The sequence below is a fragment of the Nocardia sp. NPDC050799 genome, assembly GCF_040654015.1.
GTDB lineage: Bacteria > Actinomycetota > Actinomycetes > Mycobacteriales > Mycobacteriaceae > Nocardia.
The window spans coordinates 88,813-115,482 of record NZ_JBFAHF010000020.1 but is presented as its reverse complement, the minus strand read 5'-3'; the positions used below and the strand labels follow the sequence as shown (position 1 = coordinate 115,482).

Sequence of the window (26,670 nt, the reverse complement as noted above, 5' to 3'; positions counted from 1 at the left end):
AGGGAGACGGTAAACTGCGTCTAGCCTGGTTGACGCTCAGGTGGCGTCGGTATCGATCGGGGGACGTTCGTTGTGCTCCAAGGGTTTATCCAGCTTGGGCATCGGGTAGTCTGGCATCCCGCTGTGTGTCCCCAGCACATTCTTGCTGTCCGGCAGGGCGCCGTCGAGATCCTTGAAAAGGGAATCATCGCCGTTCAGAAGATGTTTCGTCACCACCGAACGCGGTGACATACCCCGCAATTCCTGGAGGTCGGCGAGCGGCTTACGCAGCTCCTCGAATTCGGGCCCGAGTTCGGACCGCAATTGCGATGTCGCGCCGGTGGCGTAATCGCGAAGTTGGCCCAGGCTGCGCGCAGTCCACCGTGCGGCGCCGGGCAGGCGCTCCGGACCGAGGATTACGAGGGCGGCGACGAGTAGCACGAGCATCTCGCCCCACCCGATACTGCTGAACACTCCTACAGGCTACCCGGCGCCGCGACCAGCGGGTCAGTCGGAGGCCAGCGTCACCGGGATATCCACCTGCCGGCCTTCCCGGATGAGCTGGACGTTCACCGACTGGCCGATCTTGTTCATCTGAACCGCCACCACCAGTTCGTCGGGATTGGTGACTTCACGGTCGCCGATCCGGACGATCACATCGCCTTCGACGATGCCGGCGTTCGCGGCCGGGCTGCCCGGCTGCACATCGGCGACCTCGGCACCGCTCATGACTTCGTTGGCGACGGTTTTCTGCCGGGCGCTCACCCCGATCATCGGGTGATGGATCGACCCGTCGCGGATGAGGGTCTGCGCGACCTGGGTCATCTGATCCACCGGGATGGCGAAGCCGAGGCCCACCGAACCGCCGCTCTCGCTGCGGATGGCGGTGTTGATTCCGATGACCCGGCCGTCCGCGTCCACCAGCGCGCCACCGGAATTGCCCGGGTTGATCGACGCGTCGGTCTGCACCGCGTCGATCACCGCTTTGGTGTCGCTGCCCTCACCCTCGAGTTTCACCGGGCGGTGCAGCGCGCTCACGATGCCGGAGGTGACGGTTTTGCTCAGGCCCAGCGGGGACCCGATGGCCAGCACCGCGTCTCCCACTTGCACGTCACCCGATTTGCCCAGCTGTGCAACAGTGAGATTTTTCACATCTACCTTGAGTACCGCGAGATCGGTCTTGGGGTCGCGACCCACGATATCGGCCGGTGTCCGGGTCCCGTCGGAGAAGGTGATCTGGATCCGGGCCCGCCCGGACTGGTCCTGCGCCGCCATGGAGATGACGTGGTTGTTGGTGACGATGTAGCCGTTGCCGTCGATGACCACGCCGGACCCGGTGGCACCGTTGTCGCCGACCGTGGTGCGGATGGACACCACCGAAGGCAGTACCGCGTCGGCGACCTGCGCGATCGGGCCGTGCGGCTGCTCGCCGTCGGTCTGTTCGAGACTGACCTTGCGGGAGGTCAGGGTCGAGGCGGTTTCCGCGGTCAGCCGGCCGACCAGGCCGCCGACCAGGCCTATCGCCAGCGCTATCGCACCGAGCACCAGCAGCGCCTTGGGGGCGACCCGGGACCCGAAGAGCACCTGCCGGGCGGAGAGCTGTTCGGCGCGCGGGAGATCGCGCGCGGCCGGTGTGGCGATTGCCGGAGCGCCCAGGCGGGCCGCCGAGTCCGGATCGCGCCAGGGATCGGCCGGGCCGGCCACCGGTTCGCGCTCGTTGCCGCCGTCGGGATCACGCTGGAGCGGTTCGGTGGAACCGGGTGGCCGGCCGAAAGCCTCCTCCAGCACGGCGCGGGGCGGCCCCTTCGGGGCCACCTGGGTAGCGGGATCGGCGTCCTGGCGGGGCGGGCGCGCGGCGAAGGATCCGGAATGACCCGAGGGCCGGCGGAAGGCGTTGGCGGTATGTGAGTCCACATGGGGTCGATAGACCGGCCGCGGAGCCAACACGGGCGCATCGGGCGGGCGCAGAGTGCCGTTGTCGGTCGTTGTGCCGTTTTCATCCGCCGAATCAGCGTTATCGGCAGGGGAATTCTGCGTCGGTTCGGAACTCACGCGGCAAACTCTACTTGCGCCACCACACCGACCACCGGAAGCTGTCGAAGGTTGCCGAGAAAGATTGGCTCGTGAAGCCGAATACCGCCTCGTTACGCTGATTGCCGGCCGAATTCCGTGATTGGGCGCCGCTGGGTGGTTCGGCGAGCGGAATGCGGGACAGTGTGTCGTGCAGGCCGGTGGGAATCGAGACCTGGGAGGCGCGGCGCAGGGCGATCCGCGCCTGCTGCTGGGCCTCGACCTCGGCCGCGCATTCCGGGCACACCGAAAGGTGCTGGGCCGCACGCAGGTAGGGATTCATCCGCAGTTCGCCATCGACGTAGGCGGCGACTGCCTCGCTCGCCAGATGCTCGGTGGAGTGGAACTGCGGGGAACGACGACCGGGCGTTTCGGAGTCGCCACTCATTCGCTGCCCATCCTTCCCGACCGGTATCACAAACTGCTGTGATCCCGGCGTCATGATCGCAGGATCACCGGAAGCTCGCCTCGGCGGCGAAACGCTCCTGTACTCCATTATGCGCAAGATACTCGCGCAGTGCCTGCCGGCCGCGATGGATTCGACTGCGCACTGTGCCGAGTTTCACGCCGAGCGTCGCGCCGATCTCCTCGTAGGACAGTCCCTCGATATCGCAGAGCACGACCGCGGCGCGGAACTCCGGAGCCAGCGAGTCCAGCGCGGATTGCAGATCCGGATCGAGCCGGGCGTCGTGGAAGACCTGCTCGGGCCCCGGGCCGTCGGCGGGTACCCGGTCGTAGTCCTCCGGTAGCGCCTCCATCCGGATACGGCTGCGCCGCCGGACCATGTCCAGGAAGAGGTTGGTGGTGATGCGGTGTAGCCAGCCCTCGAAGGTGCCGGGCTGGTAGTTCGACAGGGACCGGAATACCCGGATGAAGGTCTCCTGGGTGAGATCCTCGGCGTCCTGCGCGTCACCGGAGAGGCGGTAGGCCAGCCGGTAGACCCGGTCGGCGTGTTCGCGCACCAGTTCGTCCCAGGTCGGCATCACGGTGCGGTCGCCGGTGGCGTCGAAGGCGGCGGTGCCGGTGAGCGGCAGCATGCTGTCGAGCTCGGACGGCGCATCGGCCAGCACGGCCTGGGCGGCGTCGTATTCCTCGGCTCGCTCGTCGGTTATGGACATATCGGGCACCTCCATCAGGGCGTCCGGTGGAGCGGGGTCTTCGGTCACCGGGTCGTGGTGCGCGGCTACCTCCGAATCCGGCCCGGTAAACGGCCGCGGGCCGAATTCCTCCGGCCCCGGCAGGCCGTGCCCGGCGGGGGTCGCCGAGCGGTCGGCCCGGGGCAGTTCGGGCAAGGTGGCGGACTCGCGTGCCGCATCGACCATGTGGATGGTGACAACCTCCTGATCGGGACCGAGGCGTAGGCTCGAATACGCGGCCCGTTCTTCGGGCCGTGGTTCATCGGGTACAACGGTGGGTCGGTACTCCGTTGTTCCCGTCCGATGCGCTCGGTCGGCTGGTCTTGCGTAGCCCACACTCTTCCGCCTCCCGGTGTGGGGCGCTTATGGGGATCCTGAAGGACACCTGAGAATGTTGCGACCAGCATCGCCGCGTTTGGCATAGCCTCTTGGGCGTGGCATCGAACCTGGAGCTCAATCTCGCCTACGTGGAGGAATCCGTCGTCGAGGACGAGGTACTCGTCAGCGCCCGCGAACGGGCCACCGAGCTGGGCGTGGCTCCGGTACCGCCGTCGGTCGGCGCGCTACTGAGCATGTACGCGCAACTGCTGGACGCGCGGGCGGTGGTCGAGGTGGGTACCGGTGCCGGGGTCAGCGGATTGTGGCTGCTCGACGGTATGCGCGAGGACGGCACGCTGACCACCATCGATTCCGAACCCGAACATCAGCGGGCGGCCAAGGAGTCGTTCCGGGCCGCCGATATCCCGCTCGCCCGGACCCGGCTGATCAACGGGCGTGCGCTGGACGTGCTGCCGCGGCTGGCCGACGGTGCCTACGACCTGGTGTTCCTGGATGCCTCGCCGATCGAGCACCCGCAGTACATCGCCGAGGCGGTGCGGTTGCTGCGGGCCGGCGGGGCGGTCCTGCTGCACAATGCGCTACTCGGGGGCCGAGTACCGGATCCGGCGAATCGTGACGCGGCGACCCAGGCGGTGCGTTCGGCCACCCGGTGCGTGGCCGAGGATCCAGGTCTGACCAGCGTGCTCATCCCGCTCGGCGACGGGTTGCTCTGCGCGTCCAAGGGCTAGCCTCGCGGCCGGTACCGGCCGCCGCACCCTGACCTCCGCGCCATCGGGCTCCCGGCCGTACCCGGCCGAGGATAAGGCGCAGCAGGCGGGCCGGGCCTGAACCGGGTCGCAGTGGTCGATGCCGTCGTTGTGCTCGACGGGTTCCTGGGGGCGACTCCATCAAGGCCGTCGGGGCAGGCCTCGCCACGGTGACGGCTGATGAGGGTGCCGGGTCGCGCCGGCCGTACTCGTCCGGCGGTCTGTTCCGCCTGTATTCACGACGCGCCGAAGGCCACGTCCGGCTGCGTTTGTCTCCCGTGCGAGGTGCAGGGCCCGAGCGGGTTGTCTTTACGGAATCTCTACGGTGCCGCCTCTTGCGCGATGATTAAACAAGTGTTTAACGTATTGAACATGCGTTCAAGCGATGATCTGAACACGCGGGCCCGGATCCGGGATGCCGCCCTCGTGCTGTTCGGCGAGGCGGGCTTCGGGGTCGGTGTACGCGCCATCGCGGCGGCCGCAGGGGTGTCGCCCGGCCTGGTCAACCATCATTTCGGGTCCAAGGATGGATTGCGGCGTGAATGCGACGACCATGTGCGCGCGGTGATCCGCGAATCGAAGATGAGCTATATGAACCGGCCGTCCTCGGGGAATCTGCTGCAGCAGCTGGCCGAGATCGAGGAGTTCGCCCCGATCATCGCCTACGTGATGCGCAGCTTCCAGGCCGGTGGCGACCTCGCGGTAGCGATGTTCGAGCACATGGTCGAGGACGTCGAGCAGTACCTGGAAGCCGGTATCGCCTCCGGCGCCGTCCGGCGGCCGCGGGACCTCAAAGCGATGTCACGCTATCTGGCGAGCGTCAACGGCGGCGGCATGCTGCTGTTCATCCAGCTGCGTGCCGGAGCCGCGGGCGCGGTCGACTACCGGCAGGCGCTGCGGGAGTACAGCGACCAGATGCTGCTGCCCGCCCTGGAGATCTTCACCGAAGGGTTGCTGCCCGACTCGACCATGCTCGACGCCCTCCTGGCCGACACCGCGGCCCGGTCCGGGCACGGTACACCGCCGACGCCGGACGCACCGACCGCCGGCCGCGCGGCCGCGCCGGCCGCCGGAGCGGAGGCGGGCTCCGCACACCCACCAGAAACGCCGTCGCCGGCACGAACCGCCGGCGATGCGCACTGAGCCGGCGCGGCGTCCGATCCGCCGCGCCGGCGAAACCTTTCCATCAACGCTCTATCTCTGTCCCACGAGGAGACACGATGATTTCGGCAATTCGGATCCGGGATCTGCACAAACACTTCGGTCAGGTCCGGGCACTGAACGGACTGGACCTGGAAGTGTCCGAGGGCGAGGTCCACGGATTCCTGGGCCCCAACGGAGCCGGTAAGTCCACCACCATCCGGGTGCTGCTCGGCCTACTGGCGCGCACCTCCGGTGAGGTGCGGATGCTGGGGCGTGACCCCTGGGCGGACGCGGTGGCACTGCACCGCGAGATCGCGTACGTGCCCGGTGATGTGACCCTGTGGCCGTCGCTGAGCGGGGGCGAGACCATCGACCTGCTGGCCTCGATGCGCGGTGGGCTCGACAGCGCGCGCCGGGCCGAACTGATCGAACGCTACGAACTCGATCCCCGGAAGAAGGCGCGCACCTACTCCAAGGGCAACCGCCAGAAGGTCGCGCTGGTCTCGGCTTTCTCCTCGCACGCCCGGCTGCTGCTGCTGGACGAGCCCACCTCCGGCCTGGACCCGCTGATGGAACAGGTGTTCCGGGAATGTGTCGCCGAGGCGGCCGAGCGGGGGGCGACGGTGCTGCTGTCCAGTCATATCCTCTCGGAGGTGGAGGCACTGTGCGAGCGGGTCACCATCATCCGGTCCGGGCGCACGGTGGAGAGCGGCACGCTGTCGTCCATGCGGCATCTGAGCCGTACCTCCATCACCGCCGAACTCACCGGCGATCCCGGTGATATCGCGGCCATGCCCGGGGTGGCCGATGTGAGCATGAACGACCACACACTGCGCTGCCAGGTCGACGGCGAACATCTGGCCGAACTCATCCGCGTCCTCGGCGATACCGGTGTCAGCAGCCTGACCAGCCGTCCGCCGACGCTCGAAGAGCTGTTCATGCGGCACTACTCGATCAACGGCCAGGAGGCCGGCGAGCTGGAAGAGGCGCGGAAATGACGACCGCCGTCGCCGGGGCACGGCACAGCGTGCTCCATACGAGTCCCGGCCGCACCGCATTCACCGGGACCGCCCGGCTGCTGCGGCTGTACCTGCGCCGCGACCGGATCGTGGCGCCACTGTGGATTCTGCTGCTGTCCCTGCCGCTGGGCGGGGTCTACGTGGCCAGTATCGAATCGGTGTATCCCACCGCGGCCGATCGCGCCTCCTTCGCGGCCACCATCCTGGCCAGCCCGGCGCAAGTGGCGATGTACGGCCCGATCTACAACACCTCGATCGGCGCGGTGGGCATCTGGAAGGCCGGGATGTTCCACACCTTGATCGCGGTGGCCACCATCCTCACCGTCATCCGGCACACCAGGGCCGAGGAAGAGACGGGACGCAGCGAGATCCTGGCCTCCACCTCGGTCGGTCGCTACGCGAACCTGACGGCCGCGCTCGTCCTGGCGCTGGGCGGCTCACTGCTCACCGGACTGCTCGGCGCGGTGAGCCTGACCGCGGCCGAGGTCCCGGCGAGCGGATCGCTGGCCTTCGGGCTCGCGCTGGCCGGATCCGGCATGGTGTTCGCGGCCGTGGCCGCGGTGACGGCGCAGGTCTGCACCGGCGCGCGGCTGGCCCGCGGGCTGGCGTTCGCGGTGCTCGCGGTCACCTTCACCCTGCGGGCGATCGGTGACGCCCGGGCGGGGGCGGGCGCGGTGAGTCCGCTGACCTGGTTGTCCCCGCAGGGCTGGTCGTTGCAGGTGCGGCCGTACGCCGGTGATCGCTGGTGGGTGCTCGCGCTGCACCTGACTCTGCTGGTGGTGCTGATGATCGTCGCCTACGCGCTACTGCGCCGCCGCGATGTCGGTGCGGGTCTCATCGCGGAACGATTGGGGGCACCGGCAGCGGGTGCGGACCTGGCCGGACCCTTCGGCCTGGCGGTGCGGCTGCAACGCGGCACACTGCTGGCCTGGACGATCGGGGTCGGTCTCTACGGCCTGGTGATCGGCAGTGTGGTGGCGGGTATCGGGGACAGCTTCGCCGAGAACGAGACACTGCGCGATCTGATCACCCGGATGGGCGGCTCCGAATCGATCGAGGATTCATTCATCTCCTACGCATTCACCATGCTCGGGGTCGCGGGCGCGGCATACGCCGTCTCGGCGACACTGCGGTTGTTCAGCGAAGAGAACGGCCACCAGGCCGAATCGGTGCTCAGCGGTGCCGTCGGCCGGCTGCGCTGGGCCGGTAGCCATCTGGCGTTCGCGCTCGGCGGTCCCGTGGTGATCATGCTGACCGCCGGGTTGCTCGGTGGCGTGGCCTACGGTCTCGCCAAGGACGATATCGGCGGGGAACTGCCCGGCGTGGTGGCCGCGGCGCTGATCCAGCTTCCGGCGATCTGGTTCTTCGCCGGGCTGACCCTGGCACTGTTCGGGCTGGTGCCGCGCTGGACTCCGGTGGCCTGGGGACTGCTCACCGCCGCGATCGCGGTGTTCCTGCTCGGTTCGTTCTCCGGCGCGCCGCAGTGGTTCCGCGATCTGGAACCGTTCAGTCACGCACCCAAGGTGCCGGGATCGGAGTTCACCGCGACTCCGGTCGTCGCGGTCACGGTGATCGCCGCGGTGCTGCTCGCGGCCGGACTCGCCGGGGTGCGGGGCCGCGACGTCCGCTGAACTGTCGCCGTCCGTGAGGTGCCCCCTTCCGCCGGGAGGGGGCACCGCCGTATCGGTCAGACCCAGATGCCCTTGCCGACGGTCACCACACCGCCGTTGCTGATCGCGAACCGGGAGCGGTCGCGCTCGGAATCCACGCCGATGATCTCGCCCTCGGACACCATGACGTTCTTGTCCAGGATCGCCCGCCGGACCACCGCGCCCCGCCCGATCCGTACCCCGGGCATCAGCACACTGCCCTCGACGGTGGCCCCGTCGTCGATCATCACATTGGCGCTGAGCACCGAACTGCGGACGGTCGCCGCGGACAGGATGCTGCCCGCCCCGACAATCGATTCCTGGGCCAGGCCGCCCCGCGCGAATTTCGCCGGCGGGAGATTTTCCGCGGCGCCCCGGATGGGCCAGTGCCGGTTGTAGAGGTTGAACACCGGGTTCACCGACACCAAGTCCATATGGGCCTCGTAGAAAGCGTCGATGGTGCCGACATCGCGCCAGTAACCGCGGTCGCGGTCGGTGGCGCCGGGCACCTCGTTGTCGGCGAAATCGTAGACCGCCGCCTGACTCGCCGAGACCAGGCTGGGAATGATGTCACCACCCATATCGTGGTCGGAATCGGAATCCTCGGCATCGGCCTTGATGGAATCCACCAGCACCTTGGTGGTGAAGACATAGTTGCCCATCGAGGCGAAGGTCGAATTCGGGTCGTCGGGGATACCGGGGGGATGCGCCGGTTTCTCCAGGAAACCGATTATGCGGCCGGATTCGTCCGAATCGATACAGCCGAAAGCGCCCGCCTCGCTGCGCGGCACCCGGATACCGGCCACCGTGACCCCGGCCCCGGAGTCGATATGGTGGGCCACCATCTGTTCGGGGTCCATCCGGTAGACGTGATCGGCGCCGAAGACCACGATGTAATCGGGATCCTCGTCGTAGATGAGATTCAGCGATTGCATGATGGCGTCGGCACTGCCGGTATACCAGCGCGGCCCGAGTCGCTGCTGGGCGGGAACCGGAGTGATGTATTCACCGGCGAAACCGGACAGCCGCCAGGTCTGTGAGATATGCCGGTCCAGTGAATGCGATTTGTACTGGGTGAGCACACAGATCCGGAGGAAACCGGCATTGACGAGATTGCTGAGCACGAAGTCGATGAGGCGGTAGGCGCCGCCGAAGGGGACGGCCGGCTTGGCCCGGTCGGCGGTCAACGGAAAGAGTCGCTTGCCCTCGCCACCGGCGAGCACGATTCCTAGTACGTGCGGCTGGCTCCTCACAGTGCCAAACTACCGAACGAGGTGGTCGGCGGGCGTCGACCGCTCGGCGGCTACCGTGAATTCGTGAGTTCCGGTTCCAGCGGCGCGGCCGAGTTGTCCGCGGCCGACGAGCTACGGGTGGCCATGCTGACCCGAGAGTTTCCACCCGAGGTCTACGGGGGCGCGGGCGTCCACGTGACCGAACTGGCGGCCCGGTTACGGCGGATGAGCGCGGTGACCGTGCACTGCATGGGAGTACCGCGCGACACCGCACGGGTGCACGGACCCGATCCGGCCCTCGACGGCGCCAATCCCGCCCTCCGGATGATGTCGGCACAGTTACGGATGGCCGACGCGGTCGGCGCGGCCGACGTGGTCCATTCGCACACCTGGTATTCGGGCCTGGCGGGGCATCTGGCCGCCACCCTCTACGGGATCCCGCACGTGGTCACCACCCATTCGCTGGAACCGCGGCGACCGTGGAAAGCCGAACAGCTGGGCGGTGGATACCGGCTCTCGTCCTGGTCGGAACGCAATGCGCTCGAACACGCCGACGCGGTGATCGCGGTGAGCGACTGGATGCGCCGCGACGTACTCGACGCCTATCCCGCGCTGGATCCCACCCGGGTGCACGTCGTGCGCAACGGGATCGACGCCGACGTCTGGCATCCCGGCCCGCCGGAGCCCGGTAGCCGCCGAATCCTCGACGAACTCGGTGTACGGGCGGACCGGCCGCTGGCGGTGTTCGTCGGACGGATAACCAGGCAGAAGGGTGTCGGTCATCTGCTGGGCGCGGCGCGCGAGATCGATCCGGAGATCCAGCTCGTTCTGTGTGCGGGTGCGCCGGACACGTCGGAACTGGAGACCGAGGTCGCGAATGCCGTGTCCGGGTTGCACCGCCGCCGGGGCAATGTGTTCTGGGTCCGGGAGATGCTGCCCACCGAACAGATCCGGCAGCTGCTGGCGGCGGCCGAAGTTTTCGTCTGCCCATCGGTCTATGAACCACTGGGCATCGTGAACCTGGAGGCCATGGCCTGTTCGACCGCCGTGATCGCCTCGGATGTGGGCGGGATTCCCGAGGTGGTCACGGACGGGCGGACCGGCCGGCTGGTGCATTTCGAAGCGGGGGCGACCGACGCCTACGAGCGCGCGCTGGCGGCCGCGATCAACGAGCTGGCGCTGGACCGGGCGCGTGCGGCCGAACTGGGCGCGGCCGGCCGTCGCCGCGCCCGGGCCGATTTCGACTGGTACCGGATCGCCGAGCAGACCCTCGCCGTATACCACGCCGTCTGTAAACGCTGAGCCTCTCGCCGGCCGTCAGGCCGAGGAGGACCCCGAGGTGATGTCGTCGGCCAGTGGGGCGACAGCCGCGATGATTTGCGCGACGGTCTCCTCGCCGACGCCGGCCGCCGTCAGTGATTCGGTCAGGTGTCCGGCCACCAGGGTGAAATGGTGCATGGTGATCCCGCGTCCCTGGTGCACCTGTTTCATCGGCGCGCCCGAATAGGGTTCGGGGCCGCCCAGTGCCGCGGCGAAGAATTCGACCTGTTTGCCCCGGAGCCGGGACATGTTCGTCCCGCTGAAGAAACCGGCCAGTTCCGCGTCGGCGAGGACCCTGGTGTAGAAATCCGCGACGACCGCTTCGAGTGCCTCGTGGCCGCCGATCTGCTCGTAGATGGTGGTGGTGCCGGTGTCTTTTCGTTTCCCGAATGTCGGTATCCGCATAGGACAAGGACATCAGGACGGTGTTACTCGGCGATCAGCCCGATGTCGCGAGTGGATTGCATGCTGTGCCAGGGTGATTGCCCTCTTCTCACCGCGGCGGCGAGTGGCCGGTGAGGTCAGGCCGGGGTGTAGGTGCCCACGGTGACCGACGCGGTGACCTCGAAGGGATCGGGCAGGCGGGCGATCCGGGCCGTCGCGTCGTCGGCGTGGTGCGCGGACGGCCCCATCGCCACCAGGTTCGCGATATCGGCGCGGGAGAGGGTCATCGCATACTCGACCGTGCGGCGATCGGTCCGGGTGAAACGGCCGGTCATGGCCTCGGCGAGACGACGGTCCTTCGCGGGGTCGACCGTGACCATGCCGACCGGATCGATGAGCTCGGCCAGATGCCGGTCTGTGGGTGTGACGACGAGATAGCGGCCGCCCGGACCGAGGGCTCGGGCTACGGCGTCCGGATTGCGTGGAGCGAACACCGAGAGCGCGGTGGTGAGCGTGTGTTCGCGCAGCGGCAGGCCCCGCCAGGCGTCGGCAACCACCGCGGCCGCGCGGGGATGGGCGCGGGCGCACCGCCGACCGGCCGGTTTGGCGATATCCAAGGCGATCCCCCGGGCCGCCGGCACCGCGTCGAGAACTCGCGCCAGGTAGTAACCGGTACCCGCCCCGATATCCGCGATGAACCCGCCGGTGCCGGAATCGCGCGTGGTCACCGTGGCCGCGGCGACGGCGTCGGCGATCGGAGCGAAATTTCCGGTGCCCTGAAAAGCCGCCCGCGCGTCGAGCATGGCGGCGGTGTCACCGGTCAGTTTGGTGGCGGCGCCGGTGAGCAGGCTGATATAGCCCTGCCGGGCGATATCGAAACTGTGCCCGCGAGAGCAGCGTAGTGTGCCCGGCGCGGACGACAGGCCGCGGTCGCATTCGGGGCAGCTCAGTACCTCGGCGACCGCGGCGAGCGCCGATTCTTCGGCTACCTGTCTAGCCGGTGACACTCTTCAATTCGTCACCGAGTGCCGCGGCTTCGTCCGGCGTGAGTTCTACGACCAGACGCCCGCCACCCTCGAGTGGGACCCGCATGACGATCCCACGGCCTTCCTTGGTTGCCTCGAGGGGACCGTCCCCGGTACGGGGCTTCATGGCCGCCATCCTCTGCTCCCTCCAGATCTGCGCTGTATGCTGCGCACTTGCTCGGAACTCCGGTTGTCGCCAACCAGGCGGTCCGTCGGCTGAGACGACGGACCGCACTCGGTCCATTCTTCCCTATCGCATGAGATGACGGACACTCGACGTCCAAATGTGATCGGTCAGCCGACCGCGGTGTGCCGGGTATCGACCCAGCATTCGGCCAAGTGATCGTCGACCATACCGGTGGCCTGCATGAGCGCGTACGCGGTGGTTGGCCCGACGAAACGGAAACCGCGCCGCTTCAATTCTTTTGCCAGTGCGATGGATTCGGGCGTCGTCGCCGGAATATCGGGCAATGCGCGCGGACGCGGTCGCGACGGCGGGGCGAAGGACCACAGCAATTCGTCGAGGCCGATATCGAGTTCGCGCGCGACTTTCGCGTTGGCGATACACGCGTCTATTTTCGCGCGATTGCGCACAATGCCGGCGTCGGCGAGCAGCCGTTCGCGATCCGCGTCGCCGAACTCCGCGACCCGGTCGATGGCGAATCCGGCGAACGCCTCCCGGAACGCAGGCCGTTTGCGCAGAATCGTGATCCACGCCAGGCCGGACTGGAAAGCCTCCAGGCACAGCCGCTCGAACAGGGCATCGTCCCCGTGTAGCGGCCGGCCCCATTCCTGGTCGTGGTAGTCCCGGTAGAGCTGTGATTCCACCGACCATGGGCAACGGATCAGCGTGTCGGTCGCCACGGACGCGGTCACGGCTGCTCCGGACCGTGTGGCGAGGCGGCACCGGCCGCGCGGGCCTCGGCGAGTTGACCCTGCAACTCGTCGATCCGGGCGGCCAGCCGGGCCAGCGCCCAGTCGACCTCGCCGGCCTTGTACCCGCGGACGACCTGCTGGAAGCGCAGCGCCCGGACATCCGCGCCGTCGATGCCCTCCACCGGTAGCACCGTCGCCGTAGTGCCCTCGGGGAGCGGGCCCAGCTCCTCCGACCGCCCGAAAAGGGCGCTGGCCAGGAGGAACAAAACTGCGGCCACCAAACCGACGATCACGACGTACAGCAGCAGGGTGAGCATGGACCGAGTCTATGTGCGCTCAGAGATGACGGGTGGTGTCGATACCCAGCGACATACCGGCCAGGCCGCGCCGGCGGATCGCGAGCTTATCCGCCACCCCGCGCAGGGCCACGGCCGACGGGCTCTCCGGATCCTTCAGCACGATGGGCGTGCCCGCGTCACCGGCTTCCCGCAGCGCCTGCTCGATCGGGATCTGACCCAGCAGCGGTACCTCCGCGCCCACCGCCCGGGTGAGACGGTCGGCCACCGCCTGACCGCCGCCGGACCCGTACAAATCCATCCGGGTGCCGTCGGGCAGATCCAGCCAGGACATGTTCTCCACCACGCCGGCGATCCGCTGCCGGGTCTGCAGTGCGATGGCGCCGGCGCGCTCGGCGACTTCGGCGGCCGCGATCTGCGGGGTGGTCACGACCAGGATCTCGGCGTTCGGGATCAGCTGGGCGATGGAGATGGCCACATCACCGGTGCCGGGCGGCAGATCCAGCAGCAGGACGTCCAGATCGCCCCAGAACACATCCGCGAGGAACTGCTGCAGGGCCCGGTGCAGCATGGGCCCGCGCCACACCACCGGGGTGTTGCCCTTGGTGAACTGCGCGATCGAGATCATCTTCACGTCGTGCGCGACCGGCGGCATGATCATCCGCTCGACCTGGGTCGGCCGGGCGTCGGTACCGAGCATGCGCGGGATGGAGTGGCCGTAGATATCGGCGTCGAGGACCCCGACGGACAGGCCGCGGTCGGCGAGCGCCGCCGCCAGGTTGACCGTCACACTGGATTTACCGACGCCGCCCTTTCCGGAGGCCACCGCGTACACGCGGGTCAGCGAACCGGGCTGGGCGAAGGGGATGATCGGCTCGGCGGAGTCACCGCGCAATTGTTTGCGCAGTTCGGTGCGCTGCTCGTCGCTCATCACATCGAGATCGACCGAGACCGCGCCCACGCCCGGGACGTCGGCGATCGCGGTACTGACCCGCTGGGTGATCTCGGTGCGCAACGGGCAGCCGGCGGTGGTCAAGTAGACCTCGACATGCACATTGCCGTCCGGTTCGATCCGGATGCTCTTCACCATGCCCAGTTCGGTGATCGGTTTGCGGATCTCCGGGTCGTCGACCTTCGCGAGGGCGCCCCGCACGTCCGCTTCCGTTACCACTGGCATGCTGCCGATGGTAGTGCGGTCAGATTTTGGGGAGTTCCGCGGGCCGTGGTGCGATACCCGTCTGGTACGACTGCTCCCAGGCCATCACGTTCGCGACGTAGGCCATCGAGTTGTTGTAGCGCAGGATCGCCCTGGTCTGCTGGGCGGGATCGCTCATGTCCAGGCCACCGGAGCACAGGTACTTGCCGGCGGTCAGGGTGGCGTCGTAGTAGTTCTGCGGATCGGAGATGCCGTCGCGGTTGCCGTCGGCGGCGAAACCGGTCCAGGTCTCCGGCAGGAACTGCATGGGGCCCACGGCGCGGTCGTAGCCGCCGAAGCCGTCCAGTGCGCCGCCGTCGGAATCGTGGATGACATTGTTGCCCGACAGACTGCCGTCCAGCACGGGACCGAACACCGGGGCCAGGGCATTACCGTCGGCATCGGCCCGGCCGTTGTTCATGTGGGTGGACTCGACCCGGCCGATCCCGGCCAGCATGGTCCACGGCATATTGCAGTCGGGATTCTCGTCGGCCAGGATCTGCGCGGCGCCGATATAGGCGGCCTCGGCGATCCCGGGGATGCCCGAGGCGGCCACGGGGAGATCGTTGCGAGGGCGGTTCGGATCCAGCGCGACCGATTTCACCTCGACGCGCGCCTCGGGTGACTGCTTGGCCATGGCGTGCATCGCGGTGGGGTCGACGGCGGCGGGGGCCGCGGCCTGCGCGGGGGCGGCGCCGAGTGCCGAGACCTGCATGGCCACCGAGGCCGCAGTCGGATCGGTGACCACTGCCGCGGCGGCATTGGTGGCCACGACTCCGGCCGGAACCAGCCCGGTGAGTGCGATCACCGAGGTGCGGGAAACGGTGGCAGGTTGCTGTTTACGGTGACGCCCCACGTACTCAAGCCCTTCATCTCAACGCACAGCCTGCGGTCACGAGTGGTTCGTTGCCGGTCCGTGACCTGTTGTGTCGACAATACCGCATCCGAGATCTGTTTGTTACTCCTCCGTGACCATTATTTCCGCGCGGATGGGAAGGGGAAGCGGCGGCGCCGCTACGGAACCCGGTTCGCCCCCGCCCGGCCGGACACACCGCCGGGCGGGCCCGGCCGGTGTCCGGGTCCGCCTCTCCGGCGTGGGCGCGGCTATCGCGCGTCCGATGGAAACGACTGCTCAGGCGGGTGGAGCAGACGCCGGCGGTGCCGCCGGAGCCGCGGCTTCGGGGGCTGCCGGGGTGGTGTCCGCCGGCGCGGGCGGAGCCACCACGGGAGCCGGGGCGAGCCCGACCGGCAGCGGGATGACGATCCCGCCGGGGAGCGTGATCGACGGCGGCGCCGGCGGTGCAGGTGCAGGTGCGGGAGCGGGTGGGTTCTGGTTCTCGGCGGGCGCCGGTGCGGATTCGGCCGGGCCCGGTGCGGACGGGCCACCGGACCCGGGTGCCGCCGGGTCCCCGGGCGCGGGGGCCGGAGCTGCCGGCCCGGTACGGCCCGCGGGCCCGTCCGGGACGACCGGAGCCGGATCGGGCAGCGCCTCGCCGACCTTCGGGGCGCCCGGAGCGGGTGGGCACAGCAACCCACAGGGAATCGGTGGCAGGCCCGGGATCCGGATCATGGGTGCGGGTCGCGGCGTCTGCACCGGCAGCGAGGGCGGGGGCGGGGGCGGCGGAACCTGGTTCTCGGTCTCTGCGGCGAGCAGATCCGTTGGACCGGCCGGGAATCCGGTCGTGGTACTGCCCGGCGGGAGCAGATCGGGCGAGACGGTGTCCGGGGCCGGCCGGCCACCGGTCCGGTAGGCCGCCGACCAGCTCAGCACATTGGCCGCATACGACATGGAGTTGTTGTAGCGCAGCACCGCCCGCAATTCCTGCTGTGGATCACGCAGATTCAGGCCCCCCGAGCACAGGTACTTCCCGGCGCCGAGGGCGGCGTCGAAGACATTGTGCGGATCGGCACGCCCGTCGGCGTTGCCGTCCGCGGCGTAGCGCGACCAAGTACTCGGCAGGAACTGCATGGGTCCCAGCGCCCGGACGTACCCGCCGTCGGCCGCGCGGATGACTTCGTTGCCGGGTAGCGAGCCGTCCAGTGCCGGACCGAAAATGGGCGGGTTGGTGGTACCGGTGGCGTCCGTGCGGCCGTTGCTCGCGTGGCCGGATTCGATCCGGCCGATCCCGGCCAGCAGATTCCAGGTGACACCGCAGCCCGGTGTCGAGGACTGCAGGGCCAGTTCGGCATTGCGATAGGCCGCGAGCACGATCTCCGGTATACCGAGCGCGCCGCCCCCCCGGGGCAGGTTGATGGTCTGCAGCGGGACGATGCCGCCGAAAGGCGGGACACCGTCTGCGGGGGAGGGGCTGAGTGCGCGAAGTTTCCGGGGTGTCGAGCGCTCGACCGGCAACATTCCGAGTGTCTGGGGCAGTGGCGCGTCGGTGGTCACGTCCGGGTCTTCGAGCCGATCGGTATCGGCGGCGAGCTGGGACCCGGGAGCCTCCGGGGGAGTCGACGAGAAGGTGGTGTGGGCGGCCGAACCGCTCGCTACCAGGCCCGCCATGACCAGGGCCGACATTGCCACAGGGGTAGGTATCCGCATTCGGCTCCACCGTTCCTCTATGTCACAGGTGAGCAACCGTCCCGGACATTCCCGGACGGCGTGCTCGGGACAACGTGATCCAGGTTACCTACCGGTCAGGAGCATATTGCGGATTTCCGGTCATTCGTCCGCGACGGGCGATGAAACAGAGCCCGTAACCGGCTTGTGACCGGAGGTTTTCTTGCGCTTCGGCTTGGCGGACTTCTCCGGGCGCGTCGGACCCACGCCCGCCGCCGACTCGAGGCGATCGAGTGCGTCGCGGATCTCGTCCAGTTCCCGCCTCAGATAGTCGCGGGTGGCCACCTCGCCCACCGCCAGCCGCAGGGCGGCCAGTTCGCGCGCCAGGAATTCCGTGTCGGCCTTGGTCTGCGCCGCCCGTAACCGGTCCTCCTCCAGCGATACCCGGTCGCGGTTGTCCTGCCGGTTCTGCGCCAGCAGGATCAGCGGCGCGGCGTAGGCGGCCTGGGTGGAGAAGGCCAGGTTCAGCAGGATGAAGGGATAGGGGTCCCAGCGCAGCGCGAGGAAAAAGACGTTCAACACGATCCAGACGATCACCAGCACCGTCTGCAACGCGAGATAGCGTCCGGTGCCCAGGAACCGGGCGATGCGTTCGCTGCCGCGCGCCAACGCCTCGGCGTCCCAATCGAATCGGAACCGGGATTCCACCGGTGTCTCCAGCCGCTGCCGGGCGGATGCCGCCGCCCGGCTCGCGGTGCTCTTGTCCGTCACTGCCGTACACCCTCGAACAGTTGCTCGTCCTCACGCCAATCCCGCGGCAGCAGATGATCCAGTACGTCGTCCACACTGACCGCGCCCAGCAGATGATTCTGCTCGTCCAGCACCGGCGCGCACACCAGGTTGTAGCTGGCGAAATAGCGGGCCACCGCGGTGAGCGGGGCCTCCGGGCGGAGGGTGGTCAGATCGGTGTCCAGGAGCCCGCCCACCAGATGGGCGGGCGGTTCCCGCAGCAGCTGTTGCAGGTGCACGCAGCCCAGATAGCGCCCGGTCGGCGTCGCGGTCGGCGGCCGCACCACGAAAACCATCGAGGCCAGCGCGGGCGTCAGGTCGGGGTCCCGGACCCGGGCCAGCGCCTCCGCGACGGTCGTCGAAGGTGTCAGGACCACCGGTTCCGGGGTCATGAGCCCGCCCGCGGTATCCGGGGAGTGCTCGAGCAGCCGGCGCACCGGTTCCGATTCCTCCGGATCCATCAGCGCCAGCAGCGATTCGGCCTCGTTCTCCGGCAGCCCGCCCAGCAGATCGGCGGCGTCGTCGGGATCCATGGCCTCGAGGACATCGGCCGCGCGCCCGATATCGAGCTTGCCCAGCAGCTCCAGCTGATCGTCGCCGGACAACTCCTGGACCACATCGGCGAGCCGTTCGTCGTCGAGCGCCACGGCGACCTCCAGCCGCCGCTTCTCCGGCAGTTCGCGCAACAGATGCGCGACATCCGCGGCGCGCTGCCCCTCGAACTGCTCGAGCAGCGTGCTCACATCCTGACCCGGCCGCCCCAGCTCGTACGGTGTGAGTCCCTGCACCCGAGCCCAGTCGACCACGTGCACGGTACGTCGCCGCCCGAGCCTGCGGTGCCCGCGCACCGCCACCCGCGACACCCGCCAGTCCCGGGTGCGGGTGAGCGTCATCCCCAGATCCACCACATACACATCCACCCCCGCCAGATCGGGCAGATCGGGATCGTCCACGCGTACTGCCGAGTCGACGATCTGCGCCATGGCCAGCACCTCACCGGGACGCTGCGCGAAACGCCGCAGGCTCACATTGCCGGTGTTCAAGTTCACCGAACCGGGCTCGACGGCAGTGACACGCAGCATCGGGACGAAGATCCGGCGACGGGTCGGCAACTCCACCACCAAGCCGTGGACACGCGGTTCTTGCCGGTCGTACCGGACGGCGACCACCACGTCGCGAACACGGCCGATAGACTCGCCGTCCGGCCCCAGCACCGCCAGGCCGGTCAGCCTGGCGATATACACCCTGGTAGCTGCCATGGGTGCCAGGCTAGATGTTCCGGGGCCGGACCGGGCCGACCCCCAGGAGAGTTGATGAAGCCGCGCCGTTCCGTGCTCGCCGTGCCGGGCAGCAACCCCAAGATGATCGCCAAAGCCAAGGGCCTACCGGTCGACGAGGTCTTTCTCGACCTCGAAGACGCCGTCGCACCCGAGGCCAAGGCCGCGGCCCGCGCGAATATCGTGGCCGCCCTCAACGACTCCGGTTGGGGTGGGCAGCTGCGGGTGGTGCGGGTGAACGACTGGACCACGCAGTGGACCTACGCGGATGTGATCTCGGTGGTCGACGGCGCCGGTACCGCACTCGACGCCATCCTGCTGCCCAAGGTCACCGACGGCGGTCAGGTGCGCGCGCTGGATCTGCTGCTGAGTCAGCTGGAACGGGCCAACGGACTCGAACCCGGCCGCATCGGTATCGAACCGCAGATCGAGAACGCACTGGGCCTGCGCAATATCGACGACATCGCCACGGCCGCCCCCCGGGTGCAGACCTTGGTCTTCGGCCCGGCCGACTTCATGGCCAGCATCAATATGCGCACCCTCGTGGTCGGTGAACAGCCCGAGGGCTACGACACCGGTGACGCCTACCACCACATCCTGATGACCATCCTGCTCACCGCCCGCGCCCACGGCCTGCAGGCCATCGACGGCCCCTACCTGCAGATCCGCGATATCGACGGCTTCCGGCGCGCCGCCGGCCGCACCGCCGCCCTGGGCTTCGACGGAAAATGGGTACTGCACCCGAGCCAGGTCGACGCCGCCAACGAAATCTTCAGCCCCCGGCAGTCGGACTACGACCACGCCGAACTCATCCTGGAGGCCTACGCCTACCACACCTCCACCGCCGGCGGCGCCCGCGGCGCGGTGATGCTCGGCGACGAGATGATCGACGAGGCCAGCGCGAAAATGGCGATGGTCATCGCGGAAAAGGGCCGGGCCGCGGGGATGCGGCGGACCAGTAATTTTTCTCCCCCGGAGTAGGGAAATTTCCGGGCGGTACCTGTCGGCAGGCTGCTGCAACTGTTTGCCGGGTGATCTGCTCGTGTAGGTGAGAGATGCAGACCTGCTCGGGAAGGTAGAAGTGGGCTTGCTCGTGAAGGTGCTGTGTTTTTGGCGCCGCCTCCGGCGGCGCGGGGTTGAGGCCCCCTTGGTCTCGCCGTTTCGGCCTCGAGACTCGAGCCTTCGGCTCATGCGCTTTCGAGGCCGAAACGGCGAGACGGGCCTCAACCCTTGGAGGTGTCTCGTAAGACTCGACACATGCGGTTGCGTTGGCATTCGAGGTCCTGGTCGGGAGGTGGGCTTCTTCGCATGGCTGAGCAGGGCTAGTGCTTTCCGTACCCGGCCCGGGTCGGGGGTTTCGGGTGTTTTTGGGGGTATCGTGCGCACATGGGTTATCCGGAGGATGCGCTGGCGCCCGACGAAGAGCTGATCCTGCACACCCATCCGCATTGGAAGATGCTGTTCTGGCCCATCGTCACGTTGATCGTGGTGACCGCGGTGGCCGGCTTCCTGGGCGGTCTGGTGTGGCGTACCGCCGACGAATCGTGGCGGACGGTCCTGCTGCTCGTGGTGCTGGTCGTGTGGCTGTTGCTGCTGGCGTGGCGCAGTATCGCGCCGATTGTGACCTGGAAATCCACTCATTTCATCGTCACCGATCGCCGGGTGCTGGTCCGTGAGGGTGTGATGACCCACACCGGTATCGATATCCCGATGAGCCGGATCTCGAGTGTCCAGTTCCGGCACGGGCTGGTCGACCGGGTGTTCGGGACCGGGGAGCTGATCATCGGGTCCTCGTCCGAAGAACCCCTGGAATACAGCGATATCCCGAATGTGGAACAGGTGCACGCGCTGCTCTATCACCAGGTCTTCGAGGCGGCGCCCCGGTACGGCGGCTTCTGATCCCGGCGCCGCGGGCCGCTGCCCGGGCGTGAGGAGGCCGGTACCGGGCTGGTGGACCGTAATCTTGTCGCATGACCGCCGTATTGCTGGGCGAAGACGACGAGGCCATCGCGGCGCCGCTCTCGCGGGCGCTGGGCCGCGAGGGATATTCGGTGACCGTGGAGAGCTTCGGTCCCGCGGTGTTGGACCGCGCACTGGAAGGACACCATGATCTGCTGATCCTCGATCTCGGGTTGCCCGGAATGGACGGGCTGGAGGTGTGCCGGCAGGTGCGGGCCCGCGGTGCCGAGATGGCGGTGCTGATGCTCACCGCCCGTACCGACGAAGTCGATTTCGTGGTCGGGCTGGACGCCGGTGCCGACGACTACGTCGGGAAACCCTTCCGGTTGGCCGAACTGCTGGCCCGGGTCCGCGCCCTGCTGCGGCGCAGCGGGATCGGTGACGACACCGTGGAGGTCGGCGGGATCCGCCTGGAGCCGGCGGCCCGGCGGGTTCTGGTCAACGGAGTGGAAGTCGGGTTGGCGAACAAGGAGTACGAGCTGCTCAAGGTGCTGATCGATCGGGCCGGCCAGGTGGTGCCCCGGGAGACGATCCTGCGCGAGGTCTGGGGCGACGCCGAACTGCGCGGATCCAAGACTCTGGATATGCATATGTCCTGGTTACGACGCAAGATCGGCGACGAGGGCCCGATGGCCGAACGGCGGATCGTCACCGTGCGCGGTGTCGGTTTCCGGTTGAACACCGACTGACGTGCGGCGGCGGATTCTGCGGTCGATGCTGACCGTGCTGATGCTCACCACGGTCGTGCTCGGGGTGCCGCTCACGTACACGGCGTGGTTGTGGGTGGAGGACATCACCCGCAACGAATTGCGCAGCCGGCTGGAACTGATCTCCGCGGAGGTCATCGGTCAGGAACACGGCAGCGGGGTGATCAGCGGCGGCCTGGATCTGCACACTGTGCAGCCGCTGGTGCCCGAAGGCGGGCGGCTCACCGTCGTGTATCCGGCGCCGGAGGATACGGCGGTGAAGGTCGAGGTCGGCGCCGGGACGGTGACCGACCCGCTGGTGGAGTCGCTGTCGATGGGTACCGATGTATCACTGCGACTCGAGGTGCCCGCGACCCCGATGCAGGCCCGGCAGCGGCAGGCGGTGGCCGGGGTGGCGCTGGCCGTGGCGATCTCGCTGGGCGCGGCGATCACGGTCGCCATCGTCACCGCGCGCCGGGTCGCCGACCCCATCCGTGATGTGGCCGCCCGGGCCGCCCGGCTCGCCATGGGCGATTTCCGCCCGGATCCGCGCCGCCACGGCATCGCCGAACTGGACCGTGTCTCCGATGTGCTCGATTCGGCCACGGTCGAGATCGCGGGCCGACTGCAACGCGAGCACGCGCTGGTCGCCGATGTATCCCATCAGCTGCGCAGCCGGTTGACCGCGGTTCGCCTGCGGTTGGACGAACTGTCCGCGCACACCGATCCGGCGGTGGTGCACGAGGCCGAGGAGGCCATGGCCCAGGTCGACCGGCTGACCGAGGCCATCGACGATCTCGTCCGGGCCTCGCGCGACGAGGACGCCACCGACCGCGATCCGGTACCGGTGATGGACGAACTGCGCGGAATCGTCACCGAGTGGACGCATCCGTTCCGGGAGGCCGGCCGCACCCTGTACCTGACCGGTGACGAATCGCTGCGGGCACCCATGTCCGGGTCCCGGCTACGGGAAGCGGTGACGGTGCTGGTCGACAACGCGCTGATGCACGGCGGCGGTACCTGCACGGTCTCGGTGCGCACCGTGCGTCCCGGGCAGGATCGCGAACCGCTGGTGTGTGTGCAGGTCGCCGACGAAGGCGAGGGGGTCAGCGACGAACTGGCGCCGCATATCTTCGATCGTGGTTTCTCCGGAGCGGGATCCACGGGTGTGGGCCTCGCGCTGGCGCGTGCGCTGATCGAGGCCGACGGCGGCCGGTTGGAGTTGCAGCGGCGGCGGCCCGCGCTGTTCGCGGTGTTCCTCGGCAAACCACTGGCCGCGCGAGTGGAGACCCGGGTGGCGGGGGAGCCGCGCTGATCGGTCGCGGCGGTGGACTCAGCGGCCGAGAGTGCGCCGGTCGTGCTCCTCTTCCACATACTCTTCGAGCTGTTCGAGCATCTGGTCGACCTCGTCGGGGAAGACCCAGCGCCGCATCGCCCAGTACCGGAACGCCATCTGCAACAGGTTGCCGATGATGTAGGCGCTGATGAAGTCGGCGATGTTCTCCACCATGAAGCTGACCGTGGGCTGGTGCAGCTGGAAGACATAGCGGGAGAGGTACAGCGGCGCCATGCTCAGCACCACGCCGACTCCGCTGACCGCGAAGAACAGCAGTGCCTCGTGATGGCGTTCCCGGCCGCCGCGGTTCTTGAACGACCATTCGCGGTTCAGGATGTAGGAGGCGATGACCGCGACGACACCCGCGATGATCTTCGCGGTGATCGGCTTCTCCTCCAGAACCGTCCATTTCAGGACGTAGAAGATGCCGCTGTCGATAACGAACGTGGTCGCTCCGACAATGGCGAACTTGATGAGCTCGCGCTGGCGGTAGGCGATCTCCTGGAGAGATCGCGGCAGGACGCTGACCACGTCGTCGACGAATGACACAAGTCCGGAGCATACCGCCAGCTGCCGTTCGCGCAGGACGTGACAGTATTGACCGACGTGAACGCACGTAGTTTCGACCCTGCCGCGATGCCGACCGTCGCCATGATCGGTGGCGGGCAGCTGGCGCGGATGACGCATCAGGCGGCCATCGAGCTGGGGCAGCGGCTCCGGGTGCTCGCCGAACGGCCGGACGACCCGGCGGCCCAGGTGAGCCCCGATGTGGTGCTCGGCAGCCATTCCGACCTCGGCGCGTTGCGCCGGGCCGCGACCGGCGCGCACGCGCTCACCTTCGATCACGAGCATGTGCCCACCGAACACCTCGAGGCGCTGGTCGCCGAGGGGGTGAATGTGCTCCCGCCGCCGCACGCGCTGCGCTTCGCCCAGGACAAACTGGCCATGCGCACGGAACTGTCCGCGCGCGGGTTGCCCGTCCCCGCGTTCACCGTGGTCGAATCCGAGGGCGCGGCGGTGGGCTTCGGCGAAGAGCACGGCTGGCCGATCGTGCTCAAGGCGATCCGCGGCGGTTACGACGGGCGCGGCGTGTGGATGCCCGAGGACGCCGACGCCGCGGCGAAGATCACCGCCGAGCAGCTCGGCGCGGGCGTGCAACTGCTGGCCGAGGTGCGGGTTCCGCTGAAGCGTGAGCTGTCGGCCATGGTGGCCCGCTCGCCGTACGGTCAGGCCGCGACCTGGCCGGTGGTGGAGACCGTGCAGCGCCACGGTCAGTGCGCCGTGGTGATCGCCCCGGCGCCCGATCTCGACGAGGAGCTGGCCGCCGAGGCCGAGGAGCTCGCACTGCGGCTGGCCGCGGATCTCGGGGTGGTCGGCGCGATGGCGGTCGAATTGTTCGAGACCACCGACGGCACCCTGCTGATCAACGAGCTGGCCATGCGCCCGCACAACTCCGGGCACTGGGGGATGGACGGCGCCCGCACCGGCCAGTTCGAACAGCATCTGCGCGCGGTGCTCGACTACCCGCTCGGCGATACCCGCCCGCTCGCGCCGGTGACGGTGATGGCGAATATCCTCGGGGCGCCCGAGGCGCCGGTCATGTCGATGGACGAACGCCTGCACCATCTGTTCGCCCGGATGCCGGACGCCAAGGTGCACCTGTACGGAAAGGGCGAACGCCCGGACCGCAAGATCGGGCATGTGAACGTGCTCGGCGACGATGTCGCGGTGGTACGGGAACGAGCCGAGCGCGCGGCGCACTGGATGTCGCACGCGGTATGGACCGATGGATGGGACCCGCATGAGTGACGTGGTGGAAGGCAGTGTTCCGGGCTCCCCGGCGGTCGGATTGATCATGGGCAGCGATTCCGACTGGCCCACGATGGAGGCCGCCGCCGAGGCGCTGGCCGAGTTCGGGATCCGGTTCGAGGTGGGTGTGGTGTCCGCGCACCGGACCCCGCAGCGCATGCTCGACTACGCCCGCGACGCCGCCGGCCGGGGTCTGCGGGTGCTCATCGCGGGCGCCGGCGGCGCCGCGCATCTACCGGGCATGGTCGCCTCGGCGACCCCGCTGCCGGTGATCGGTGTCCCGGTCCCGCTGAAGTACCTCGACGGTATGGATTCGCTGCTCTCGATCGTCCAGATGCCCGCCGGAGTTCCGGTGGCCACCGTGTCGATCGGTGGCGCCCGGAACGCGGGCCTGCTGGCCGCCCGGATTCTCGGGGCGCACGAGACGGCGTTGCGCGAGCGGATGGAACAGTTCCAGGCCGGTCTCGAGACGATGGTGCTGGAGAAGGACGAGGCGCTGCGCGCGCGCCTGCTGGGCTGATCGCGCTTCCCGGGGACGGCTGTGGTCTCACCGTTCCCGGGATGCGCCGTACATTTGCCCGGCCTACGATCCCTGACGGTGTACAGGGTCGACAGTCAGGCGGTTCCCGTGGCGGAGTTCCCATTTGCTGAGGTGACGGCGAACGAGATGTTCTTCGCCGAGCGCGACGAGCGCTACCGCCGGTTGCACGAATGGCCGCAGCGCTCCTACGCGCACCGGTCCGGACTACGGATGATCTGGAAGTACGACGATGTCCGCGAGGTTCTTGCCGCCGGGAAAGCGGAGATATCCCGGGACAACTCGTTGGAGCCGTTGGTCGGGTATCCGCGCATCGCCGCGACTCCGCGAGCGCTACCGCATCTGTTCCGGCATCTGATCCCGTTGCCCGCGAAGGCGACCGCCGATCTGGCCGACGAACCCCTGCACGACCGGGTGTGGAACACCATGGCCGGTCCGGCCGGGCATTTCACGATCCGGGCCGCGGACAGGCCGCAGCACCTCGCGGCGTTGACCGAGCATTTCCACGCCGCCCTCGCCGCGACGGCGCCGTTCGGGACGACGCTGGACGTGACCGCGCTGTCCATCGCGTACGCCACCAGGGTGACCGGTTCCGCGGTGGGGCTGCCGCCCGAAATGTGGCCGCGGGTCGCGGTGTGGAGTGGCGCCCAGTCGGGATTGCTGGGCCGATCGATGCGCGGCCGGGAACTGGCCGGCGCGGTGGCGGCGCTCGGACAGTTGTTCACGGTCGGCGGGCGTGCTGTCGACCACGGTCTGCGCAGCGACACGGTCGGTTTCGCGACCCGCCTGCGCGATGCGGGGATCCCGCGCCGGGTGGCGGTTTCGGCGGTGGCGAATTCGCTGGCGGCCGGAGTGCATACGGTGAGCGGCAGTATCCAGCAGGGTGTTCAGCGACTACTGCACGACCCGGATCGGGAATGGTGGCGGCTGCTGGCCGAACCCCGGACCGCGGCCGAGGTGGCGGTCGAAGTGCTTCGGCTGGACCCGGGGCTGGTGGCCTGGAAGCGGCGTATCCGGCGGCCGGTCGTGTTGACCAGTGGGACCGAGTTGCCCGCGGGACCGGTGCTGGTCATGTTCGCGGCCGCGAACCGCGATCCTGCGGCTTTCCCGGACTGCGGGAACTTGCGGCGGGGTGGGAAACTACCGCTGACCTTCGGGTTCGGTGCGCACATCTGCCCGGGTAAGCAACTCGCGACGCTCGCGGTGGAGGTGTTCTTGCACCAGCTGTACCTGCTCGCCCCGCGGGCGCGGTCCGTCGAGAGCGGCCCGCCGCCACAGCGCGGTGCGGATCTACTGTTCAGCGGAGCCGACCTCCATATCGCGCTCGACGGACGACGCTGAGGGCAGCGCGGCCCCGCTCGCTA

General features: G+C 68.5%; 28 protein-coding genes. 12 read left to right on the top strand and 16 right to left on the bottom strand.

Annotated elements, in window-relative coordinates; genetic code table 11:
- Window positions 1–36 precede the first annotated feature (36 nt).
- From tatB to sigE, 4 genes are all read right to left on the bottom strand, one after another.
- On the bottom strand, window positions 37–453 hold the full coding sequence (gene tatB, locus AB0H42_RS21500; protein WP_357058304.1) for a Sec-independent protein translocase protein TatB: 417 nt from the start codon (window positions 451–453) through the stop codon (window positions 37–39).
- A 33-nt stretch (window positions 454–486) separates the two neighbouring features.
- Complete coding sequence (locus AB0H42_RS21495) at window positions 487–1,947, bottom strand: trypsin-like peptidase domain-containing protein (RefSeq protein ID WP_357058353.1); 1,461 nt, start codon at window positions 1,945–1,947, stop codon at window positions 487–489.
- A 94-nt stretch (window positions 1,948–2,041) separates the two neighbouring features.
- Window positions 2,042–2,437, bottom strand: a complete 396-nt coding sequence (locus tag AB0H42_RS21490) for a hypothetical protein (protein ID WP_357058302.1) — start codon at window positions 2,435–2,437, stop codon at window positions 2,042–2,044.
- A 64-nt stretch (window positions 2,438–2,501) separates the two neighbouring features.
- The gene (sigE, locus tag AB0H42_RS21485; RefSeq protein ID WP_357058351.1) at window positions 2,502–3,086 is read right to left on the bottom strand and encodes an RNA polymerase sigma factor SigE; all 585 of its coding nucleotides are present in this window, start codon (window positions 3,084–3,086) and stop codon (window positions 2,502–2,504) included.
- A 527-nt stretch (window positions 3,087–3,613) separates the two neighbouring features.
- Here sigE and AB0H42_RS21480 point away from each other — a divergent pair.
- The 4 genes from AB0H42_RS21480 (at window position 3,614) to AB0H42_RS21465 (ending at window position 8,063) form a co-directional block, all read left to right on the top strand.
- Window positions 3,614–4,252, top strand: a complete 639-nt coding sequence (locus AB0H42_RS21480) for an O-methyltransferase (protein ID WP_355244272.1) — start codon at window positions 3,614–3,616, stop codon at window positions 4,250–4,252.
- Window positions 4,253–4,642: 390 nt separating this feature from the next.
- Window positions 4,643–5,413: a TetR family transcriptional regulator gene (locus tag AB0H42_RS21475; protein ID WP_357058300.1), complete on the top strand. Its 771-nt coding sequence runs from the start codon at window positions 4,643–4,645 to the stop codon at window positions 5,411–5,413.
- A 77-nt stretch (window positions 5,414–5,490) separates the two neighbouring features.
- Window positions 5,491–6,411, top strand: coding sequence for an ABC transporter ATP-binding protein (locus AB0H42_RS21470; protein ID WP_357058298.1), 921 nt, complete (start codon window positions 5,491–5,493; stop codon window positions 6,409–6,411).
- On the top strand, window positions 6,408–8,063 hold the full coding sequence (locus tag AB0H42_RS21465; protein WP_357058296.1) for an ABC transporter permease: 1,656 nt from the start codon (window positions 6,408–6,410) through the stop codon (window positions 8,061–8,063). The genes AB0H42_RS21470 and AB0H42_RS21465 overlap by 4 nt, the downstream gene beginning before the upstream one ends.
- 56 nt (window positions 8,064–8,119) lie before the next feature.
- Here AB0H42_RS21465 and glgC read toward each other — a convergent pair whose 3' ends face one another.
- The gene (glgC, locus tag AB0H42_RS21460; protein ID WP_357058295.1) at window positions 8,120–9,334 is read right to left on the bottom strand and encodes a glucose-1-phosphate adenylyltransferase; all 1,215 of its coding nucleotides are present in this window, start codon (window positions 9,332–9,334) and stop codon (window positions 8,120–8,122) included.
- A gap of 123 nt (window positions 9,335–9,457) precedes the next feature.
- Here glgC and glgA point away from each other — a divergent pair, with 123 nt between their 5' ends.
- The gene (glgA, locus tag AB0H42_RS21455; RefSeq protein WP_357058349.1) at window positions 9,458–10,615 is read left to right on the top strand and encodes a glycogen synthase; all 1,158 of its coding nucleotides are present in this window, start codon (window positions 9,458–9,460) and stop codon (window positions 10,613–10,615) included.
- Between the two features lie 15 nt (window positions 10,616–10,630).
- On the opposite strand, the gene AB0H42_RS21450 is transcribed toward glgA, so the two are convergent.
- The 10 genes from AB0H42_RS21450 to AB0H42_RS21405 all read right to left on the bottom strand — a co-directional run bounded on the left by AB0H42_RS21450 (window position 10,631) and on the right by AB0H42_RS21405 (window position 18,960).
- Complete coding sequence (locus AB0H42_RS21450; RefSeq protein WP_357058293.1) at window positions 10,631–11,038, bottom strand: group 1 truncated hemoglobin; 408 nt, start codon at window positions 11,036–11,038, stop codon at window positions 10,631–10,633.
- 116 nt (window positions 11,039–11,154) lie between these two features.
- Complete coding sequence (locus tag AB0H42_RS21445; protein ID WP_357058291.1) at window positions 11,155–12,024, bottom strand: putative RNA methyltransferase; 870 nt, start codon at window positions 12,022–12,024, stop codon at window positions 11,155–11,157.
- Window positions 12,011–12,178 carry a DUF3117 domain-containing protein gene (locus AB0H42_RS21440; protein WP_064484472.1) on the bottom strand — a complete coding sequence of 56 codons (168 nt, stop codon included), beginning with the start codon at window positions 12,176–12,178 and terminating at the stop codon, window positions 12,011–12,013. Before AB0H42_RS21440 ends, AB0H42_RS21445 begins: the two co-directional genes overlap by 14 nt.
- Before the next feature lie 158 nt (window positions 12,179–12,336).
- Complete coding sequence (locus tag AB0H42_RS21435) at window positions 12,337–12,918, bottom strand: DNA-3-methyladenine glycosylase I (protein WP_357058289.1); 582 nt, start codon at window positions 12,916–12,918, stop codon at window positions 12,337–12,339.
- Window positions 12,915–13,235, bottom strand: a complete 321-nt coding sequence (locus AB0H42_RS21430; protein WP_357058287.1) for a DivIVA domain-containing protein — start codon at window positions 13,233–13,235, stop codon at window positions 12,915–12,917. The genes AB0H42_RS21435 and AB0H42_RS21430 overlap by 4 nt, the downstream gene beginning before the upstream one ends.
- A 19-nt stretch (window positions 13,236–13,254) precedes the next feature.
- Complete coding sequence (locus AB0H42_RS21425; protein WP_357058285.1) at window positions 13,255–14,391, bottom strand: Mrp/NBP35 family ATP-binding protein; 1,137 nt, start codon at window positions 14,389–14,391, stop codon at window positions 13,255–13,257.
- Between the two features lie 19 nt (window positions 14,392–14,410).
- A complete protein-coding gene (locus AB0H42_RS21420; protein ID WP_357058283.1) occupies window positions 14,411–15,265 on the bottom strand; it encodes a lytic murein transglycosylase in 855 nt (284 codons plus the stop codon).
- Between the two features lie 276 nt (window positions 15,266–15,541).
- A complete protein-coding gene (locus AB0H42_RS21415) occupies window positions 15,542–16,930 on the bottom strand; it encodes a lytic murein transglycosylase (protein ID WP_357058281.1) in 1,389 nt (462 codons plus the stop codon).
- A gap of 144 nt (window positions 16,931–17,074) precedes the next feature.
- Complete coding sequence (locus AB0H42_RS21410) at window positions 17,075–17,683, bottom strand: DUF1003 domain-containing protein (RefSeq protein WP_357058279.1); 609 nt, start codon at window positions 17,681–17,683, stop codon at window positions 17,075–17,077.
- On the bottom strand, window positions 17,680–18,960 hold the full coding sequence (locus AB0H42_RS21405) for a CBS domain-containing protein (RefSeq protein WP_357058277.1): 1,281 nt from the start codon (window positions 18,958–18,960) through the stop codon (window positions 17,680–17,682). Before AB0H42_RS21405 ends, AB0H42_RS21410 begins: the two co-directional genes overlap by 4 nt.
- Window positions 18,961–19,014: 54 nt before the next feature.
- Here AB0H42_RS21405 and AB0H42_RS21400 point away from each other — a divergent pair, with 54 nt between their 5' ends.
- From AB0H42_RS21400 to AB0H42_RS21385, 4 genes are all read left to right on the top strand, one after another.
- On the top strand, window positions 19,015–19,959 hold the full coding sequence (locus AB0H42_RS21400) for a CoA ester lyase (protein ID WP_357058275.1): 945 nt from the start codon (window positions 19,015–19,017) through the stop codon (window positions 19,957–19,959).
- A 405-nt stretch (window positions 19,960–20,364) separates the two neighbouring features.
- Window positions 20,365–20,877 (top strand): PH domain-containing protein, encoded by a 513-nt coding sequence (locus AB0H42_RS21395; RefSeq protein ID WP_357058273.1) that lies wholly within the window; start codon window positions 20,365–20,367, stop codon window positions 20,875–20,877.
- Window positions 20,878–20,948: 71 nt separating this feature from the next.
- Entirely contained in the window at window positions 20,949–21,626 is a 678-nt protein-coding gene (locus AB0H42_RS21390) for a response regulator transcription factor (RefSeq protein ID WP_030522487.1), read from the top strand.
- 1 nt (window position 21,627) lies between these two features.
- On the top strand, window positions 21,628–22,938 hold the full coding sequence (locus AB0H42_RS21385) for a HAMP domain-containing sensor histidine kinase (RefSeq protein ID WP_357058271.1): 1,311 nt from the start codon (window positions 21,628–21,630) through the stop codon (window positions 22,936–22,938).
- An 18-nt stretch (window positions 22,939–22,956) separates the two neighbouring features.
- On the opposite strand, the gene AB0H42_RS21380 is transcribed toward AB0H42_RS21385, so the two are convergent.
- Window positions 22,957–23,508 carry a GtrA family protein gene (locus AB0H42_RS21380; RefSeq protein WP_357058269.1) on the bottom strand — a complete coding sequence of 184 codons (552 nt, stop codon included), beginning with the start codon at window positions 23,506–23,508 and terminating at the stop codon, window positions 22,957–22,959.
- A gap of 87 nt (window positions 23,509–23,595) precedes the next feature.
- On the opposite strand from AB0H42_RS21380, the gene AB0H42_RS21375 reads away from it, so the two are divergent.
- The 3 genes from AB0H42_RS21375 to AB0H42_RS21365 all read left to right on the top strand — a co-directional run bounded on the left by AB0H42_RS21375 (window position 23,596) and on the right by AB0H42_RS21365 (window position 26,647).
- Window positions 23,596–24,768: a 5-(carboxyamino)imidazole ribonucleotide synthase gene (locus AB0H42_RS21375; protein ID WP_357058347.1), complete on the top strand. Its 1,173-nt coding sequence runs from the start codon at window positions 23,596–23,598 to the stop codon at window positions 24,766–24,768.
- The gene (gene purE / locus AB0H42_RS21370) at window positions 24,761–25,288 is read left to right on the top strand and encodes a 5-(carboxyamino)imidazole ribonucleotide mutase (RefSeq protein WP_232330484.1); all 528 of its coding nucleotides are present in this window, start codon (window positions 24,761–24,763) and stop codon (window positions 25,286–25,288) included. Before AB0H42_RS21375 ends, purE begins: the two co-directional genes overlap by 8 nt.
- Window positions 25,289–25,420: 132 nt before the next feature.
- Entirely contained in the window at window positions 25,421–26,647 is a 1,227-nt protein-coding gene (locus AB0H42_RS21365; RefSeq protein ID WP_357058267.1) for a hypothetical protein, read from the top strand.
- The last annotated feature ends 23 nt before the right edge of the window (window positions 26,648–26,670 follow it).

What these genes read in the sequence shown, in the direction of transcription:
- AB0H42_RS21450 (WP_357058293.1), bottom strand. Translation starts at nt 11,038, where the DNA reads ATGCGGATACCGACATTCGGGAAACGAAAAGACACCGGCACCACCACC.
- AB0H42_RS21395 (WP_357058273.1), top strand. Translation starts at nt 20,365, where the DNA reads ATGGGTTATCCGGAGGATGCGCTGGCGCCCGACGAAGAGCTGATCCTG.
- AB0H42_RS21490 (WP_357058302.1), bottom strand. Translation starts at nt 2,437, where the DNA reads ATGAGTGGCGACTCCGAAACGCCCGGTCGTCGTTCCCCGCAGTTCCAC.
- AB0H42_RS21475 (WP_357058300.1), top strand. Translation starts at nt 4,643, where the DNA reads ATGCGTTCAAGCGATGATCTGAACACGCGGGCCCGGATCCGGGATGCC.
- glgA (WP_357058349.1), top strand. Translation starts at nt 9,458, where the DNA reads ATGCTGACCCGAGAGTTTCCACCCGAGGTCTACGGGGGCGCGGGCGTC.
- AB0H42_RS21430 (WP_357058287.1), bottom strand. Translation starts at nt 13,235, where the DNA reads ATGCTCACCCTGCTGCTGTACGTCGTGATCGTCGGTTTGGTGGCCGCA.
- AB0H42_RS21470 (WP_357058298.1), top strand. Translation starts at nt 5,491, where the DNA reads ATGATTTCGGCAATTCGGATCCGGGATCTGCACAAACACTTCGGTCAG.
- AB0H42_RS21425 (WP_357058285.1), bottom strand. Translation starts at nt 14,391, where the DNA reads ATGCCAGTGGTAACGGAAGCGGACGTGCGGGGCGCCCTCGCGAAGGTC.
- AB0H42_RS21465 (WP_357058296.1), top strand. Translation starts at nt 6,408, where the DNA reads ATGACGACCGCCGTCGCCGGGGCACGGCACAGCGTGCTCCATACGAGT.
- AB0H42_RS21415 (WP_357058281.1), bottom strand. Translation starts at nt 16,930, where the DNA reads ATGTCGGCCCTGGTCATGGCGGGCCTGGTAGCGAGCGGTTCGGCCGCC.
- AB0H42_RS21375 (WP_357058347.1), top strand. Translation starts at nt 23,596, where the DNA reads ATGCCGACCGTCGCCATGATCGGTGGCGGGCAGCTGGCGCGGATGACG.
- purE (WP_232330484.1), top strand. Translation starts at nt 24,761, where the DNA reads ATGAGTGACGTGGTGGAAGGCAGTGTTCCGGGCTCCCCGGCGGTCGGA.
- sigE (WP_357058351.1), bottom strand. Translation starts at nt 3,086, where the DNA reads ATGCTGCCGCTCACCGGCACCGCCGCCTTCGACGCCACCGGCGACCGC.
- AB0H42_RS21400 (WP_357058275.1), top strand. Translation starts at nt 19,015, where the DNA reads ATGAAGCCGCGCCGTTCCGTGCTCGCCGTGCCGGGCAGCAACCCCAAG.
- AB0H42_RS21440 (WP_064484472.1), bottom strand. Translation starts at nt 12,178, where the DNA reads ATGGCGGCCATGAAGCCCCGTACCGGGGACGGTCCCCTCGAGGCAACC.
- AB0H42_RS21390 (WP_030522487.1), top strand. Translation starts at nt 20,949, where the DNA reads ATGACCGCCGTATTGCTGGGCGAAGACGACGAGGCCATCGCGGCGCCG.
- AB0H42_RS21405 (WP_357058277.1), bottom strand. Translation starts at nt 18,960, where the DNA reads ATGGCAGCTACCAGGGTGTATATCGCCAGGCTGACCGGCCTGGCGGTG.